Annotated in this window: 14 protein-coding genes; 7 read left to right on the forward strand and 7 right to left on the reverse strand. The window is 71.1% G+C overall.

Features of this window, described 5'->3' with window-relative positions; genetic code table 11:
- Positions 1-69: 69 nt before the first annotated feature.
- A complete protein-coding gene (locus HD599_RS14345; protein ID WP_343062089.1) occupies positions 70-1,218 on the reverse strand; it encodes a PspC domain-containing protein in 1,149 nt (382 codons plus the stop codon).
- A 114-nt stretch (positions 1,219-1,332) separates the two neighbouring features.
- Between HD599_RS14345 and HD599_RS14350 the strand changes: the two genes are divergently transcribed.
- The 6 genes from HD599_RS14350 (at position 1,333) to HD599_RS14375 (ending at position 7,117) form a co-directional block, all read left to right on the forward strand.
- Entirely contained in the window at positions 1,333-3,129 is a 1,797-nt protein-coding gene (locus HD599_RS14350; protein WP_184238754.1) for a PspC domain-containing protein, read from the forward strand.
- Positions 3,126-3,386, forward strand: a complete 261-nt coding sequence (locus HD599_RS14355) for a hypothetical protein (protein ID WP_184238756.1) — start codon at positions 3,126-3,128, stop codon at positions 3,384-3,386. Before HD599_RS14350 ends, HD599_RS14355 begins: the two co-directional genes overlap by 4 nt.
- Positions 3,387-3,528: 142 nt before the next feature.
- Positions 3,529-4,515 (forward strand): ABC transporter ATP-binding protein, encoded by a 987-nt coding sequence (locus tag HD599_RS14360; RefSeq protein WP_184238758.1) that lies wholly within the window; start codon positions 3,529-3,531, stop codon positions 4,513-4,515.
- Entirely contained in the window at positions 4,512-5,354 is an 843-nt protein-coding gene (locus tag HD599_RS14365; protein WP_184238760.1) for an ABC transporter permease, read from the forward strand. The genes HD599_RS14360 and HD599_RS14365 overlap by 4 nt, the downstream gene beginning before the upstream one ends.
- A complete protein-coding gene (locus HD599_RS18085) occupies positions 5,355-6,506 on the forward strand; it encodes a sensor histidine kinase (RefSeq protein ID WP_184238762.1) in 1,152 nt (383 codons plus the stop codon). It abuts the gene before it with no gap.
- The gene (locus tag HD599_RS14375) at positions 6,503-7,117 is read left to right on the forward strand and encodes a response regulator (protein WP_184238764.1); all 615 of its coding nucleotides are present in this window, start codon (positions 6,503-6,505) and stop codon (positions 7,115-7,117) included. The genes HD599_RS18085 and HD599_RS14375 overlap by 4 nt, the downstream gene beginning before the upstream one ends.
- Before the next feature lie 114 nt (positions 7,118-7,231).
- On the opposite strand, the gene HD599_RS14380 is transcribed toward HD599_RS14375, so the two are convergent.
- The 6 genes from HD599_RS14380 to HD599_RS14405 form a co-directional block, all read right to left on the reverse strand.
- Positions 7,232-8,326: a UDP-N-acetylmuramate dehydrogenase gene (locus tag HD599_RS14380; protein ID WP_184238766.1), complete on the reverse strand. Its 1,095-nt coding sequence runs from the start codon at positions 8,324-8,326 to the stop codon at positions 7,232-7,234.
- Positions 8,326-8,727, reverse strand: coding sequence for a MaoC/PaaZ C-terminal domain-containing protein (locus HD599_RS14385; RefSeq protein ID WP_184238768.1), 402 nt, complete (start codon positions 8,725-8,727; stop codon positions 8,326-8,328). Before HD599_RS14385 ends, HD599_RS14380 begins: the two co-directional genes overlap by 1 nt.
- The gene (locus HD599_RS14390) at positions 8,724-9,170 is read right to left on the reverse strand and encodes an FAS1-like dehydratase domain-containing protein (protein WP_184238770.1); all 447 of its coding nucleotides are present in this window, start codon (positions 9,168-9,170) and stop codon (positions 8,724-8,726) included. The genes HD599_RS14385 and HD599_RS14390 overlap by 4 nt, the downstream gene beginning before the upstream one ends.
- 695 nt (positions 9,171-9,865) lie before the next feature.
- Positions 9,866-10,831 carry an NAD-dependent epimerase/dehydratase family protein gene (locus HD599_RS14395; RefSeq protein WP_184238772.1) on the reverse strand — a complete coding sequence of 322 codons (966 nt, stop codon included), beginning with the start codon at positions 10,829-10,831 and terminating at the stop codon, positions 9,866-9,868.
- Positions 10,828-13,590 (reverse strand): alpha/beta fold hydrolase, encoded by a 2,763-nt coding sequence (locus HD599_RS18090; RefSeq protein WP_343062091.1) that lies wholly within the window; start codon positions 13,588-13,590, stop codon positions 10,828-10,830. The genes HD599_RS14395 and HD599_RS18090 overlap by 4 nt, the downstream gene beginning before the upstream one ends.
- Complete coding sequence (locus HD599_RS14405) at positions 13,587-14,609, reverse strand: 3-oxoacyl-ACP synthase III (RefSeq protein ID WP_184238775.1); 1,023 nt, start codon at positions 14,607-14,609, stop codon at positions 13,587-13,589. Before HD599_RS14405 ends, HD599_RS18090 begins: the two co-directional genes overlap by 4 nt.
- Positions 14,610-14,849: 240 nt before the next feature.
- Here HD599_RS14405 and HD599_RS14410 point away from each other — a divergent pair, with 240 nt between their 5' ends.
- Entirely contained in the window at positions 14,850-15,851 is a 1,002-nt protein-coding gene (locus tag HD599_RS14410) for a hypothetical protein (RefSeq protein WP_184238777.1), read from the forward strand.
- The last annotated feature ends 130 nt before the right edge of the window (positions 15,852-15,981 follow it).

The following is a 15,981-nucleotide window of genomic DNA, read 5'->3' on the forward strand; positions in this document are numbered from 1 at the left end:
GATGTGGGGGCGGGGCACGGGCCGCGAAGGGGCGAGGGGCGGATGCCGCGGGCAGCTGTACCGGACACGTCAGACCTCCAGGTGCAGATGCACCTCGGTACCGGAGCCGAGGGATCCGGGACGGACGGTGGCCGAACCGCCGGCCCGCGACATCCGGCCGATGATGGATTCGCGGATACCCAGACGGTCGCTGGGCAGCGCGGAGAGGTCCACGCCCGCGCCGCGGTCGCGCACGAAGACGTCGATCGCAGCCGGGGAGGTCTCGAGGTAGACGGAGACGTCGCCTCCCGCGTGGCGTGCCGCGTTCAGCATCGCCTCGCGCGCGGCGGCGACGAGGGCGGCGCTCGAGTGCTCGACCGGGGCTCCGGCCGTGACGACGTCGATGCGAACGGGGTAGTCGAGCTCGATCGCGGCGGCCACGTCGCGCAGCTCGGTCGCGAGGTCCGCCACGACCGGGGTGTCTCCGACGAAGAGCCAGTCGCGCAGTTCGCGCTCCTGCGCGCGGGCGATGCGGGCGACCTCGCTCGACGCGCCCGCCCGGTTCTGGATGAGCGCCAGAGTCTGCAGCACCGAGTCGTGCAGGTGCGCGGCGATCTCGGCGCGCTGCTCCTCGCGCACCTGGGCGGTTCGCGAGGCCTGCAGGTCGCTCCACAGGGTGACGACCCGCGGCGCGACGATCACCGCCACCCCGAGCACCACCATCACAACGCCGAGCACCGCGTTGAACGCGTTCGGCCGGCTGAGCAGCGCCGCCGCGCCGAGCGCCACGAGCAACGCGACGGCGACGAGACGCACGATCACGCCGTGCGTCGCCGAGCGGTCGGGGTCGTGGAGGTCGAACGTGAGGCTCCACACCACGGCGAGGCCGCTGGCGAGCGTGACGACGGCGAGCGCCGACGTCGACTCGCGCCCCGACCCGAGGAAGACGATCGCCGCCACGGCCGCGATCGCGAGCAGCAGCAGCGCGGCGGGGGCGCTGCGGCGGACGCCGGACGCGTCATCCGTCTCGTCGTCGGCTTCTTGCTGTTCGAGCGGAACGAACGCCCACAGCCAGAGGTAGAGCAGCACGCCGCCTCCGCCGCAGAGACCGAGGACGACGGCGAGCAGGCGCGTGCGGCCGACCGTCCAGCCGAGGTGGTCGGCGAGGGCGAGGCACACTCCGCCGAGCACGACGCGGCGCGGGCGCGCGAGCGGGGGCCGGGTCGGTTGCGTGATCACCCTTGAATACAAGCACGAGAGCGATACCCGTGGATGCCCCGGGCCGGGTTATCAGGGTCGGTTCAGGGGGATACCCCATGGCCGGGCCGTCGGCGCGGGCGGCACCATTGAGCCATGCCCAAGAAAACACCACCCACCGACTCTCCCGGGTCGGACGATCTGCCCGAGGCGACGCCCGACGGTGCGACCGGCTCGACCGGCTTCGACTCGAGTGTGAGCGGCTCCGACTCGAGCGTGACCGGCGACGTCGCCGGCCCGGCCGACGACTCGGCGTCCGACTCGACCGAGTCCGCCGCCGACAGCGCGGCGTTCCCCGCCGCCACGCCGCCCGCCGACAGCACGCTCCTCTCCGACAACACGACGTCGACCGGTAGCACCGACACCCCCGCCGACGCCACCCCGCCTCCCCCGGAGCAGCCCGCGGGCGGCGCGACAGGTCCGCAAGACCCCGACCCCGCCCCGCTCGCCGGCAACCGCTTCTTCGCCTGGATGCGCTCCCTCGGCCTCGGCCGCGAGCCCGGCTGGGTGGGCGGCGTCTGCGCCGGCATCGCCGTGCGTCTCGGCGTCGACCCGCTCATCGTGCGCGGCGTCTTCGTCGTGGTCGCCGTGCTCGGCGGCCCGGCGTTCCTGCTCTACGCCGCCGCCTGGCTCCTGCTGCCCGACCGCGGCGACAAGATCCACCTCGAGGAGGTCTTCAAGGGCCGGCTCGAGTCGCCCGTCGCGGGTATCGGCGCGCTCGTGTTGCTCAGCATGCTGCCGATCACCCAGGGCTTCTGGTTCGCAGGCAACGCCTTCTGGGGCGAGCCGTACTGGGGCGAGTCCGCGGGCCGCGCCCTGTGGACCGTCGTCGTGCTCGGCCTCATCGTGTGGTTCGTCGTCTGGGTCGCCCGACGCTCGGGACGCCCCGCACCGGTTGCCAGGCCTGCGGCGGCGTCGGCCGCGGCATCCGCCCCCACGACGGCATTCGCGGCAACGGCCGCACCGGCGACCGCCGCACCGACGGTACCGACCGCGCCCGGCGCACCCTCGGCCCGGCCGGCCGCCCCCGCGGCCACCGCCTCGGCCGAGGAATTCGCGGCCTGGAAGGCGCAGCAGACGCAGTGGAAGGCCGAGAACCTCGCCTTCCGCACGCAGCAGTCGAACGAACAGCGGGCCGCGAGTCTCGCCGCGCAGGAGCAGTACCGCGTGGAGCGGGCCGCCCGGCGCGAGGTGGAGCGTGCCCGGCACGCCCGCACCCGGTCGAACCCGCTCTACTCCTTCGTCGCGATCGGCCTCTCGCTGGTCGTCGGCGGTGTGGTCGCCGTGACGCTCGGCGACGGCGTGATCGAACCGGCCGGCATCCTCGCCGGACTCGGCGCGACGCTCGGCGTTCTCGCCGTCGCGATCATCGTCAACGGCGCCCGCGGCAAGCGGCCCGGCGGTGCGCAGGGCGTGGCGGCGATCGTGCTGATCCCGTTGATCGTCGGAGCGCTGCTGCCGCACAGCCCGCGCATCAGCTACACGGAGGATGCCACCTACGCGCCCTCCGCCGCCGAGCTGTACTCCGCCGACCAGTACTTCACCGGCGTCGGCGACACCGTGCTCGACCTGCGCGGCCTCTACTCCGAGCAGATCGACGTGCAAGACGGCAACTCCCCGTTCAGCAATATCTCGCTCGTCTCTGGCATCGGCGACGTGACCGTGATCGTGCCGGAAGGCTCGTACCTCGGCTACAGCATCAACCTCGGCGACGGCAGCATCGACGGCGAGGCACCCGACCGCTGGCGCAGCGACAACGGCCAGTTCGGCCCGATGCCCACCGAGGACAACACGACCCGTCAGGTGTACCTGAACATCGCGATGGCGACGGGAGACATCGACTTCGAGTTCTCCCCCGCCGTCGTCACCGACACCGAAGGAGCAAGCGAATGACCGAGAACGAGACACAGCCAGTCGAGATCCCGGATGCCGCCGCCGACGCCCAGCAGCCCCTCAAGCCGCGCATCGGCACCATCGTCTGGGGCAGCATCCTGCTCGTCGTGGCGGCGATCGCGATCTTCGCCGCGCAGGTCGACCTCGGCGAGCTGACCCCCACCGTCATCGTGTGGAGCGTCGTCGGCTTCGGCGCGGTGCTCGTGATCGTCGGGCTGGTCGCGGGGATCGTGCGGGCGGCGACGAAGGAGCGGTAGACGGCGGGTCGAGCCTGTCGCAACCGCTCGCGACGAGAGTTTCGACAGGCTCGACCCGCTTCCAGGGTCAACCGGTCGGTGGACCCCGCAGCCCACCGGTGCACCGCTGGTGGGCTGCTCGCGTGAGGGCCACTGTTGGAACATGACCAATCCCGATGCCGCCATCAGCGTGCGCGACCTGCGCAAGTCCTACGGAAAGTTCACCGCCCTCGACGGTGTGAGCTTCGACATCCACCCGGGCGAGACGTTCGCCCTCCTCGGTCCGAACGGCGCCGGCAAGAGCACGGCGATCGAGATCCTCGAGGGCTACCGCGACCGCACGTCGGGCGAGGCCCGCGTGCTCGGCGTCGACCCGGGCGCCGGCGGACTCGACTGGAAGGCGCGGCTCGGCATCGTGCTGCAGTCCACCGGCGAGAGCGGCAACGCGACGGTGCGCGAGCAGCTCGCGCACTTCGCCGGCTTCTACCCGAACCCCCGGGACGTCGACGAGGTGATCGCCGCCGTCGGGCTCGAAGAGAAGCAGAAGACGCTGATCCGCAAGCTGTCGGGCGGCCAGCGCCGTCGCGTCGACGTGGCCCTCGGCATCATCGGCAACCCCGCGCTGCTCTTCCTCGACGAACCGACGACGGGCTTCGACCCGGAATCGCGCCGTCAGTTCTGGCAGCTCATCCGCGGCCTCAAGACCGACGGCACCACGATCCTGCTCACCACCCACTATCTCGACGAGGCCGCGACGCTCGGCGACCGGGCGGGCATCATCGCCGGCGGCCGGCTGATCGACATCGGCGAGATCGACGAGATCGGCGGCACCGAAGCACGCGTGCCGGTCGTGCGGTGGGTCGCCGACGGGGTGGCGCGCGAGCAGCGGACCACGACCCCCGCGACGCTCGTGGCCGAGCTCGTCGCCGCGAACGGCGGCGCCGAGGTGCCCGGGCTCGAGGTGGTGCGGCCGAGCCTGGAGGACATCTACCTGGAGCTGGTGGCGCGGCATGAGACAGCGTTCCCTGAGCATGTCGAAGAGCCACCATCCGGCAAGAACGCTTCGACAGGCTCAGCGACCGGGGTTTCGACAGGCCCAACCCGCGAAGTTTCGACAGGCTCAGCGACCGAGAAGGAGATCGCACGATGACCACCACCACGACCATCCCCCGCCTCCCCGCCGGCCGCGGCCTGCGTCTCGGCCTCAGCCGCATCGGCAACGAGGTGCGCACCTACTTCCGCCAGGGCGACTCCGTCTTCTTCACCTTCCTGTTTCCCGTGGTGATGCTCACGATCTTCTCCACCGCTTTCAGCAATCAGACCTTCGGTGAGGATGCCGCCGGGGGCGGAGTCTCCGCGGCCGCGTACTACCTCCCGGGCATGCTCGCGGCGGGTCTGCTGTTGAGCGGGCTGCAGAACCTGGCGATCGACATCGCGATCGAACGCAGCGACGGCACCCTGAAGCGCCTCGCCGGCACCCCGCTGCCCGTCGTCAGCTACTTCATCGGCAAGATCGGGCAGGTGCTCGTCACCGGCGCGGCCCAGGCGGCCCTGCTGCTGATCGTCGCGGGCGTCGTGTTCGGTGTGGAGCTCCCCACCGATCCCGCGGCCTGGGCCACGTTCCTCTGGGTGTTCGTACTCGGGGTGACGACATCCGCCGTTCTGGGCATTGCTCTTTCCCCGCTGCCGCGCAGCGGCAAGAGCGCGAGTGCCGTGGTGATACCGATCACGCTCGTGCTGCAGTTCATCTCGGGCGTCTACCTGCCGTTCAGCCAGCTGCCCGAGTGGCTGCAGAACGTCGCCAACGCCTTCCCGCTCAAGTGGCTCGCGCAGGGAATGCGGTCGGTGTTCCTGCCCGAGAACTTCGAGTCGCTCGAACCCGGCGGCACGTGGAACCTCGTCGGGGTGGCCATCGCGACGATCGCCTGGCTGGTGGCCGGGATCGTGTTCTGTCGGCTGACCTTCCGGTGGATCCGCAAGGATAGCTGAATGGGCAACTCTCGCTGGTGGGACTTCGCGGTCGTCGCGGGCGCGGTGATCCTCACCCTGCTGTTGCTCGTCAACGGCGCCGAGGGGTGGGAGCTGGTCTCCGCGATCGCCGTCATCGTCGCGATCGTGCTGGTCTGGTACCTGCTCGGACGCCACAGCGAACAGGGATCACCCCGGGCGATCGCAGTCGTCGTCGCGGTCATCGTGCTCTCGGGCATCGGCACCGCGATCAGCCCGGGCATGGCCACCGTGCAGGCGATCGCGTTCCCCCTGGTTTGGATCCTGTCGCGCACGACCCGCGACGCCGTCTTCGCCAACGTGCTGCTCGCCGTCTCGGTCGGCGCCGGCTACGTGCTGCGGCTGGGGCCCACCATGGACGTGCTGGCCGAGGCGGCCGTGATCGAGACGATCTCGCTCGCCGGCAGTTTCGCGATCGGCTTCTGGATCACCCGCATCTCGGAGGAGAGCGACGAACGCGCCCGGCTGATCGACGAGCTACGGCAGACGCAGGCGCAGCTCGAGCTGGTGAGCCGGGATGCCGGTGCGATGGGTGAACGCGAGAGGCTGGCCCGCGAGATCCACGACACGATCGCGCAAGACCTCACCGGCCTCGTGCTGCTCGCGCAGCGCACCCGCCGGGAACTCGTCGGCGGCAGCGCGACCGTCGGCGAGACCGTCGACCTGCTCGAGGACAGCGCCCGCAGCGCTCTCGCCGAGACCCGCTCCCTCGTCGCGACGACCGCTCCGGTCGGGCTCAGCGGCGACGGGATCGTGGCGGCGCTCGAGCGTCTCGCCACGAGGTTCACCCGGGAGACCGGGATCGCGGTCGCCGTCACCGGCGCGGTGCCGAAGCTCACGCGGGAAACCGAAGTGGTGCTTCTGCGCTGCGCCCAGGAAGGACTCGCCAACGTGCGCAAACACTCGGGGGCCGTGACCTGCGGCCTCGACCTCTTCGTGCGCGACGGCATGGTCGGCATCGCCGTCAGCGACAGCGGGGACGGGTTCGACCCGCTCGCCGTGCGCGAGGGCTTCGGGCTGAGCGGCATGCGCGACCGCCTCGCGCTCGTCGGCGGGGACCTGCGCATCGACTCGCGCCCGGGCGACGGCACCGAGGTCACGGCGACCCTGCCCCTCGTGGCGGTGCCCGCGTGATCCGCGTGCTCGTGGCCGACGACCACCCCATCGTGCGCTCCGGCATCGTCGCGCTGCTCGGCGCGGCCGACGACATCGAGGTCGTCGGCGAGGCCGCGGACGGGCAGGAAGCCGTCGACCTGGCCCTCTCCCTCGACCCCGACCTCGTCCTGATGGACCTGAGGATGCCGCGGCTGACCGGCGACGAAGCGACGGCGCTCATCCTCCGCGCGAAGCCGCGCATCCGGGTCGTTGTGCTCACCACCTACGAGAGCGACGCGAATATCCTCGCGGCGATCGAGGCGGGTGCGAGCGGCTACCTGCTCAAGGCCGCCCCGCAGGAGGAGATCCTCGCCGGAATCCGGTCGGTCGCCCGCGGAGAGGTCGCGCTCGCGCCGTCGATCGCCGCCCTCCTCGTGCAGCGGCTGAAGACGCCGACCGTCACGCTGAGCGCGCGCGAGACCGAGATCCTCGGGCTCGTGGCGCAGGGGCTGAGCAACCCGTCGATCGCGAGAAAGCTGTTCCTCGGCGAGGCGACGGTGAAGACGCACCTGCTGCACGCCTTCGAGAAACTCGGCGTGAACGACCGCACGCGCGCGGTGACGAAGGCGATGGAGCTGGGGATTCTGTAGCCGCCGGCCCCTGAGCCTGTCGAAGGGGCCGGGTTACTCGTTATCCCTCGGTCGCAGGCTCCCTCGGCGCTGGCGTCGCAGAATCGCTGGCGCGATTCTCATAGCTCCGGCGCGCTAGAGCGAAACGCCCACCAGCACCGGCTCCGCGTGCATGCGCACGCCGAACTCCGAGAAGACCCGGGTCTGTACGTAGCGCCCGAGTTCGGCGACCTCGGCCGCGGTCGCGCCGCCGGTGTTGACGATCGCGAGGGTGTGTTTCGTCGAGATCGCGGCGCGCGAGCCGGGCAGCGAGAAGCCGCGGGTGATGCCCGCCTTCTCGATCAGCCAGGCGGCGCTGAGCTTGACGCGGAAGTCGGTCTGCACGGGCGGCGCAGCCGGTTCCTCGCCGAGCGGCACGGCGACCGAGGAGGGCTCCGGCGCGTTGGCCCAGCGCGGCGCCTGCTCGGGCAGCGTGCGGGCGAAGTTCTCGCCGACGATCGGGTTGGTGAAGAACGATCCGCAGCTCACCGAGTCGGGGTCGGCGGGGTCGAGCACCATGCCCTTCGAGGAGCGCAGCGCGAGCACGGTGTCGCGCACGAGGGCGAGCGGCACGCGGTCGCCGAGCGTCACGCCCAGCGACGACGCGAGCTGCGCGTAGGCGACCGGGGCACCGAGGCCGTCGGTGCTGCGACCCAGTTCGAGCTCGATCGCGAGCACGAGTCCCTGCTTGCCCTGCTTGAGCACCGAGGTGCGGTAGTCGAAGCCGAGGTCGGCCGCGGTGATGCGCTGGCGCTCGCCCGACAGGTAGTCGAGGAAGTCGATCGCGACGAGGCTCGTCGAGATCTCCTGCCCGTAGGCGCCGATGTTCTGCACCGGGGCGGCGCCGCTCGAACCGGGGATGCCGCTGAGCGCTTCGATGCCGGTCAGGCCGTTCTGCACGGTGTACTCGACGAGCGCGTCCCACGGCTCGCCGGCCTCGACGCGCAGGCGCACGCGCCCGTTCTCCTCCGAGAGCTGCTCGATGCCTCGGGTGAGCACGCGGATGACCGTGCCGTCGAATCCCTCGTCGGCCACGACCATGTTCGATCCGCCGCCGAGCAGCATCCACGCTTCGCCGCTGCCCCAGGCGTCGAGGGTCGCCTCGACGAGCTCGTCGGCCGTGGCCGGCGCGAGCAGCAGGTGCGCTTCTCCGCCCACCCGCATCGTCGTGAGTTCGGCGAGGGTCGTCATCAGGCCAGGCTGACGCGCGCTTGGGCTTTGCCGAGCACCGTCTGGTCGGCGAAGGTGACCGTGAGGTCGATGCGGATCTCGGCGTCGGTGAGTGCCCCGACCTTGGCGACGACCGTCACGGTCGCGCCATCCACCGGGTCGACCACGACGGGGCGCGTGAAGCGCACCTGGTAGTCGAGCACCTTGGCGGGGTCGCCGATCCAGTCGACGACCGGCTGCACCGCGAGGCCCATGGTGAGCATGCCGTGCGCGAGCACTCCGGGCAGGCCGACGCTCTGCGCGACGTCGTCGCGGTAGTGGATCGCATTGAAGTCGCCGGAGGCCCCGGCGTAGCGCACGAGCGAATCACGCGTGAGGACGAAGGTCTTCTCGGCGACGATCTCGCCCAGTTCCGCGATCATTCGTCTCCCCTGACGACGAGCGTCGAGGTCGCGGTGACCACGTGGGCACCGGTCTGGTCGACGATGGTGGATTCGGCGGTGACCATCGCGTTGCCGCCGAGCGTCTTGATGCTCGAGACGGCGAGGGTCGCGGTGAGCTCGTCGCCCGCGACGATGGCGCGCGTGTAGCTGAACCGCTGCTCGCCGTGGACGACGCGCGAGAAGTCGATGCCGCCGTCGGGCTCGGCGAGGAGCTGCTGGAGCGTCGCCTCCTGGACGACGACCGGGAAGGTCGGCGGGGCGACGATGTCCGAATACCCGGCAGCGCGCGCGGCCTCCGGGTCGTGGTTGAGCGGGCTCGTGGCGAAGACGGCGCGGGCGAACTCGCGGATCTTCTCCCGCCCGACGAGATAGGGGGCAGTGGGCGCGAACACGCGGCCCTGCAGTTCGGGGTTCACTGGCACCCGGTAATTCTAGCGACCGAGCGGTCGGACGGTGGACGGCGGCGTGCGCCATCCCTCCCCGCTCGGACAACCACAAAACCCCGGCTGCCTGTCGGCAACCGGGGTTTCGTTGGGGGTCTTTTGGGGTGCTATCTGCCTACTGGCAGGAGTCGCACTGCAGAAGATCCATCGGGTCAACGGGAACTGCGTAGCCGCCGACTGTTTCGTCGTTGTCCATGTGATCCTCCTTCTGTGTTGTGGTCGTGACCGCGACTGACTGCCGCGAGGGTTCTCACTATATAACGGGAATCACACGGATGTCATTCCACTACATCTAGTGTTTCGGCGTGTCGCGATGATTAATATTCTGCCAACGACCACTGACATTTGCGGCACCCGCGGAATCTCGCGGGAGTTGCCGGGCGGGCTGATTTCGCGCGTCTTTTCGGGAGGAAAATCAAGTCCCCCGATCTGGGACGGGGTGGTGGGCGTGTCGTTTTCGCCGGCCGACAGGATGACGCGCGGGCGAGCGCGCGATCGGTCCTGTCGGGCGGGCGAACGGGGCGATCGGCCCTGTCGGGCGGGCGCGGCGGGGGCGCGTCGAAGGCGCGTCGAAGGCGCGTCGCGGCGGGCGGGCGCGGCGCGTCGCGGCGGGAGCGCGTCGCGGCGGGTGGGCGCGGCAAGGCGGGCGGGTCAGCCAGCCAGCCGGCGCAGCACTAGCGGTACGACGCCGCCAGGCGGGCGAAGCCCTCGTCGAGCGAGACGGCGGGCGTCCACTGCAGGTCGGCGCGGGTGCGGCGTTGGTCGAACCAGTGCGCTGTCGACAGCTGCTCGGCGAGGAACCGGGTCATCGGCGGTTCGTCCGCGCCCGGGCGGATGCGCCAGGCACGCTCGATGACCGACCCCGCGGCACGGGCGACTCCGGCGGGAACACTCCACGCCGGTGCACGCACCCCGGCGGCCGCGCACATGCCCGCGAGCAGTTCGGCGACGGGCCGCGGCTCGCCGTTGGTGATCACGTACGAGTTGCCGTGCACCTGCGGTGCCCGCTCGAGGGCGGCCGTGATGGCGGATGCCGCGTTGTCGATGTACGTCGTATCGATGAGCGCCGCACCGTGGCCGAGCAGCGGCAGCCGGCCGCGGCGCGCCCGGTCGACGATGCGCGCGACGAGCTGCGTGTCGCCGGGTCCCCAGACGAGGTGGGGCCGCACGGCCACGACGGCCAGCGCGGCCGAGTCGGCGCCGAGGGCGAGCAGTTCCGCGGTCGCCTTGGTGCGCGCGTAGTCGCCGCGGGCGCGTAGCGGGTCGGCGGGCCGCGCGTCGTCGCCGACGATCGAGGCTCCCGAGTGCGCGACCGAGGGCGAGGAGACCTGCACGAAGCGCGAGACGCCCGACTGGGTGGCCGCGCGCAGCAGGCGCAGGGTGCCGCCCACGTTGACGGCGTCGAACTCCGCGGGGTCGCCGGCGAGCGAGACCTTGGCGGCGAGGTGCATGACCGCGTCGGCACCGTCGACGGCGCGCGCGACATCGCCGACCGAGGTCACCGAGCCGAGGTGGTCGGTCGCTCCGGCGACGCCCGAGGGACGCCGCTGCAGCGTGCGAACCTCGTGCCCCGCCGCGACCACCGAGGCCGCCACGGCGCTGCCGAGCAGTCCGCTGGCCCCGGTGACGAGAACGATCACGGCCGCGTCATCCGCCCGCCGGTGAAGACGGTCGACGCCCACTCGCCGAGCCGCACGCGGTCGATCTTCGAGTTGTGGCGGATATCGGTGGGCAGGTGCGGCACGACCAGCACCGCGGCGATGGGCAGGTCGACGGCCGAGCGCACGGCACTCGCGAGCGCCGAGGTCGCGAGCGACACCCCGAAGGCGGGCGGCACGGTCTCGATCACGGCGACGAGCTGCTGCTCGCCGCGCGGTCCGATGCCGACGAGCGCGGCACGGGCCACTTCGAAGACCGACTCGAAGCGCTGTTCGGGGCCGACCGGCGTGACGACTCCGTCGGCGGTGACGATCACGTGCGGCATCCGGCCCTCGACCCAGAGGCGTCCCTGGTCGTCGAGGTGTCCGACGTCGCCGGTGCGGTGCCAGCGTTCGCCGGCCGGGGCGCCGCGGCGCGATTCGCGCTCGGTGATCCAGAGGCCGTCGTAGTGGTCTTTGACGTGCGGCGCGGAGACGACGATCTCGCCGGTCACGCCGGCCTCGTCGCTCAACTCGCCGGTCGCGTCGCCGTTCTCGTCCAGGGCGCTGATGCGCACCCGCACGCTGGCGGCGGGCAGGCCGACGCAGACGCCGCCCGGTCCGCCAAGAGTGAGCGCCGCATCGCGGATGCCCTCGAGCGTGATGTCGGTCATCAGCAGGCCTTCGGTCATGCCGTACGGCGTGTGCGCGGTGGCGTTCGGCATCAGGCCGGATGCCGCGGCGAGCAGCCGCTCGGAGACGGGAGCTCCCGCGGACAGGAAGTCCTTGACGCCTGCGAGTGCGGCACGGTCGGCGTCGTCGAGAGCGCCGGATGTCGCGACGACATTGGTCACCGCGGCCGGGGAGAGGAACACGACGGTCGCGTCGACGGCGGCCACCGCCGCCGCGACGGCGGTCGCGGTGAGGGTCTTCGGCGAGGTGACCACCATGTCCGGTGTCACCGAGCGGGCGCCGAGGGCCGGGCCGAGCAGGGCGAACGGGGCGAAACCGGCGACGAGGCCGGTGCCGGGTCCGACGCCGTACGCGGTGGAGAGCGCGTCGACGAGCGCCGCGAGCTGGCCGTGCGTGTAGACGACGCCCTTCGCGGGGCCGGTCGAGCCGGACGTGAACAGGACGGCCGCGACATCCTCGGGGCCGGGCAGTTCGGGCAGCTCTTCCTCGACGCCGAGCGACACGAGGTCGCCGAGCGAGTAGGCCACGTCGAGCGAGCGGCGCACCGGCTTGATGTAGCGCGCAGTCGAGATCTTCTGGCCGGGCCAGCCGAGGGCGGTCGCCGCGGCGAGGCCGGCGGGGGCACCGATCACGTGGTCGGGCCAGGCGCCGCGCACGGCACGGGTGAGACCCTGCACACCGAGACCCGCGTCGGCCACGACCACGACGGCGCCGATGCGCAGGCAGGCGTAGAGCACCGCGGTCAGGTCGGCGCCGGGCTGCACGAGCAGCGAGACGCGGTCGCCGCGCTTCACGCCGACCATGGTGAGTCCGGCGGCGATCTGGCGCACGCGCTTGGAGAGCAGGCGCCACGTCACGACGGTCGGGGTCTTGGACCCGGCCGGAGCCATCTCGACGAGCGCGGTGTCGGAACTGTCGCGCAGCTCGTCGAGGTAGCGGAAGAGCCCGGCGGGCGGACCCTGCTTCGCGGGCTTCACGTAGCCCTCGTCGAAGCGGTTCGGGTCGAGGTCCTCGTCGTCGTCTTTCTCGGCCACGTCGGGAACGGTGACGAAGCGCGACGGGTTGCCGGCCGCGGTGCCGAGGGCGCCGAGGTCGGTGCCGCGGTCTCCGAGCCAGGTGAGCACGGATGCCGCGTAGTCGACGTCTTCGGCGACGAGGTGACCCGCGCCCTCGAAACGGTGCACGTCGGCGTGCGGCAGGCGGTCGACGAGGTCGTCGAGGTAGCGGTCGCTGAAGATCGGGTCGCGGGGACCCCAGAGCGCGAGGGCAGGCACCGCGAGGTAGCGCAGCGCCTCGGCGATGCGCGCGAGTTCGGGGTAGCTGTCGTGCTGGTCGTCGACGGGGATGTCGGCCACGAATCCGCCGATGCCGCCGCGACGGGCGGCCTCGAGGTACGGGGCGCGGTAGGCGTCTTTGACGGATTCGGCGAGCGGCGGGTGCGCGAGCGCGAGCGTCGTCTCGAGGAAGGCGGGGGTGGCGACGGTCGCGGCGCCGAGCACTCCCCGCAGGAGCGCGAGCCGCAGCGGGGCCGGGATCGCCTCGCCCTCGGGCTGGTGGATCGCGGTGTTCAGCACGGCGACGCCGGCGAGGATCTCGGGGTGGTCGACGGCCCAGCCGAGGCTGACGACGCCGCCCCAGTCGTGGCCGAGCGTGATGACGGGGCCGCGCAGCTGGAGCGCGTCGGTCAGGTCTCCGAGGTCACGGACGCGGCGCGGCAGGGTGCGGGACACTCCCGTGCGCTCGGAGAAGCCCATGTCGAGCTGGTCCACGGCGATGACCCGCCACGCTTCGCGGCCGTCGGCCGCGGCATCCGTCGCCTGCGACACCAGCGAACGCCAGAGGTAGCTCCACGTCGGGTTGCCGTGCACGCAGAGGATGGTGCCGACGGGCGTGACGCCGAGCTCGGCGAGGCGCGGGCCGTTGTCGAGGATGTGCCACTGGTGGGTGACGGAGAGCCCCTCGCTCTCGGGCGCCGTGACGAGGCGCGAGAACGACGGGTCGAGACCGTCGAGTCCCGCGGGAGGAAGGCTCGCCGGAAGGGGAGCTGAGCGCGGGATTCGAGAGATCACCAGGCGATCTCCAACATGGCGGTATTGAGTCCGGAACCGACACCCATGAGCAGCACGCGGTCGCCCTTCTTCAGGTCCTCGGCCTCGTAGGCGAGGGTGATCGGGATCGACGCGGGGCCGATGTTGCCGAGCAGCGGGTAGGTGCGGGGCACCTTCGCCTCGTCGAGACCGGCGGCCTTGACGATCGCGTTGGTGTGCACGGAGGAGACCTGGTGGAGGATGTAGCGGTCCATCTTGCCCCAGGACCAGTCGGTCTTCGCCTCGTTCCACGCGGAGACGACGAGCTCCATGCCGCCCTTGAGCAGCGCCTTCGCGTCGGTGAACATGCCGTCGACGCTGCCGACGCAGAGGTCGTTGAACTGGGTGGCGGCACGGGTGACGCCGCCGAGGACGCGGTGGCCCTCGGGGTGCGCGTCGGCCCGGCCGAGCACGGCGGCCGCGGCGCCCGACCCGAGGGTGAGGCTGGCGAACTCGCTCATGAAGTCTTTGCGGCTGAGGCTGTTGGCCTCGAGGCGGTCGACCGTGTTGTTCTGGATCTCGTCGGCGTCTTCTCCGGCGACAATCACGGCGTAGTCGATCTGGCCCGAGTCGATCAGCGACGAGGCGAGGCTCATGCCGTTGACGAAACCGAGGCAGGCGTTGGCGATGTCGAAGTTCAGCGCGGAGCTGGGCAGGCCGAGGCCGTGGTGGATGCTGACCGCGACGGAGGGCTCGAGGTTCTTGCGGGTGACCGAGGTGTTGATGAGGAGGCCGACCTGGTCGGGGCGGACGCCGGCCTGGGCCAACGCGCGCTTTCCCGCAGCGACGGCCGCGTCATCGAACTTCTGACCGTTCTCCCAGTTGCGTCGCTCGTAGACGCCGGCGACCCGCTGGAGGAGTCCCTTCGGGAGGCGGAGTCTCTTGAGAGCTCCTTGCAGTCGCTGGTCGATTGATTCGGACGTCGTGATCCGCGAAGCAATCGTGCTGGCGACTGAGAGCAAGGCGACGTTCGTGTGCGTCGTCGTGGCGTTTCCGTCCAACGGATCTCCCTATCGAATTGTCATCTGGTGCTGGTGACAAGTTAATTATTGTCCGTCTAGAACCTGACCGTTGACCGGGCGGGGCCTGTGTCAGGCGGCGCGGCCGGGTGGGCTTTTGCAGGACGTGCGACCGGATGCCGCAAATCGACCCAAATCGGGAGTGAATGGGTCGATATTCGGCAACGCGATCGGTGTGGATAAGATTCCCGCGATGTGGTCCGCGCGGGGGAGGATTCTGCGATGGGCCGCCGAGATCCACTCCCTCCAGAGTTCGGTCGTGAGCCGTTCGCGACTGGTGCCGCCCGTCGCGCCGGAATCGGAGAAGGACGGTTACGCGGTCGCGATCTCGACCGGCCGTTTCACGGAGTCCGGGTGCCGCGGCCGGGGCCTGCCCCACTCCCCAACGAGTTCGGCAGCTTTCCCTCCCCGCGCGCGGCCGAGGAATTCGACCTGCTCGTCGAGCGCTGCCGGGCCTACGCGCCGCTGCTGCGGCCCGGGCAGTTCTTCAGCCACACGACAGCCGCGCGACTCTGGAAGGCGCCGATGCCGGGCGAGTTCACGCTCGACGAGCCGTTGCACGTCTCCGTGTTCGCGCCCGGCCGGGCGCCGCGCAGCCGTGGGATCGTCGGGCACCGAGCGCCGGCCGGGATACCCGTGGTCGACCGATTCGGGCTCCCGACCTCCGACCCAGCGGCGACGTGGTTGTCGCTCGGCACCACGGCTGCGACGCGGCTCGGGCACGACGACCTCGTGGCGGTCGCGGATCACCTGGTGCTCGATCCCGTGAGGTTCGACCCTCATGATCCGCGGCCGTACGCATCGATCGCGCAATTGGGCGACAGGCTGCTGGACTTCTCCGGCCCGGGTTCACGCGCCGCGGCATCCGCCATTCTCGACGTCAGGGAGCACGTCGAGTCCCGCCAGGAAACTCGGCTGCGGCTGGTCTTGGTGCGGGCGGGGCTTCCCGAACCAGAGCTCGGGGTGGACATCTACGACGACCTCGGCCGATGGCTGGGGCGCGCCGACCAGCTCTTCCGAGAATGGAAGGTCATCAGCGAGTACGACGGTGAGCAGCACCGCACGTCGAGCGCGCAGTACGACCGTGACCAGATCCGCCTCGACGACTTCCGCCAGGCCGGCTACACGACCGTGCAAACCCGCAAGCGTCAGCTGTACCCCCGGCCCGAAGTGGCCGTCGCGCGGGTCGCGCGAACCCTTTGGGCGGCTGGATGTCCGGGGTAGCGCACCACAATGCCGCAAATCGACCCATCGGCAGCAATATGGGTCGATTTGCGGCAATCGGCGGCTCTAGGGCAGCCCCTGCCTCTGGTTACCCCGCCGTGGTACTTTGGCGACGATCCGCTGGGCGTGC

The sequence above is a fragment of the Conyzicola lurida genome (genome assembly GCF_014204935.1).
Lineage (GTDB): Bacteria > Actinomycetota > Actinomycetes > Actinomycetales > Microbacteriaceae > Conyzicola > Conyzicola lurida.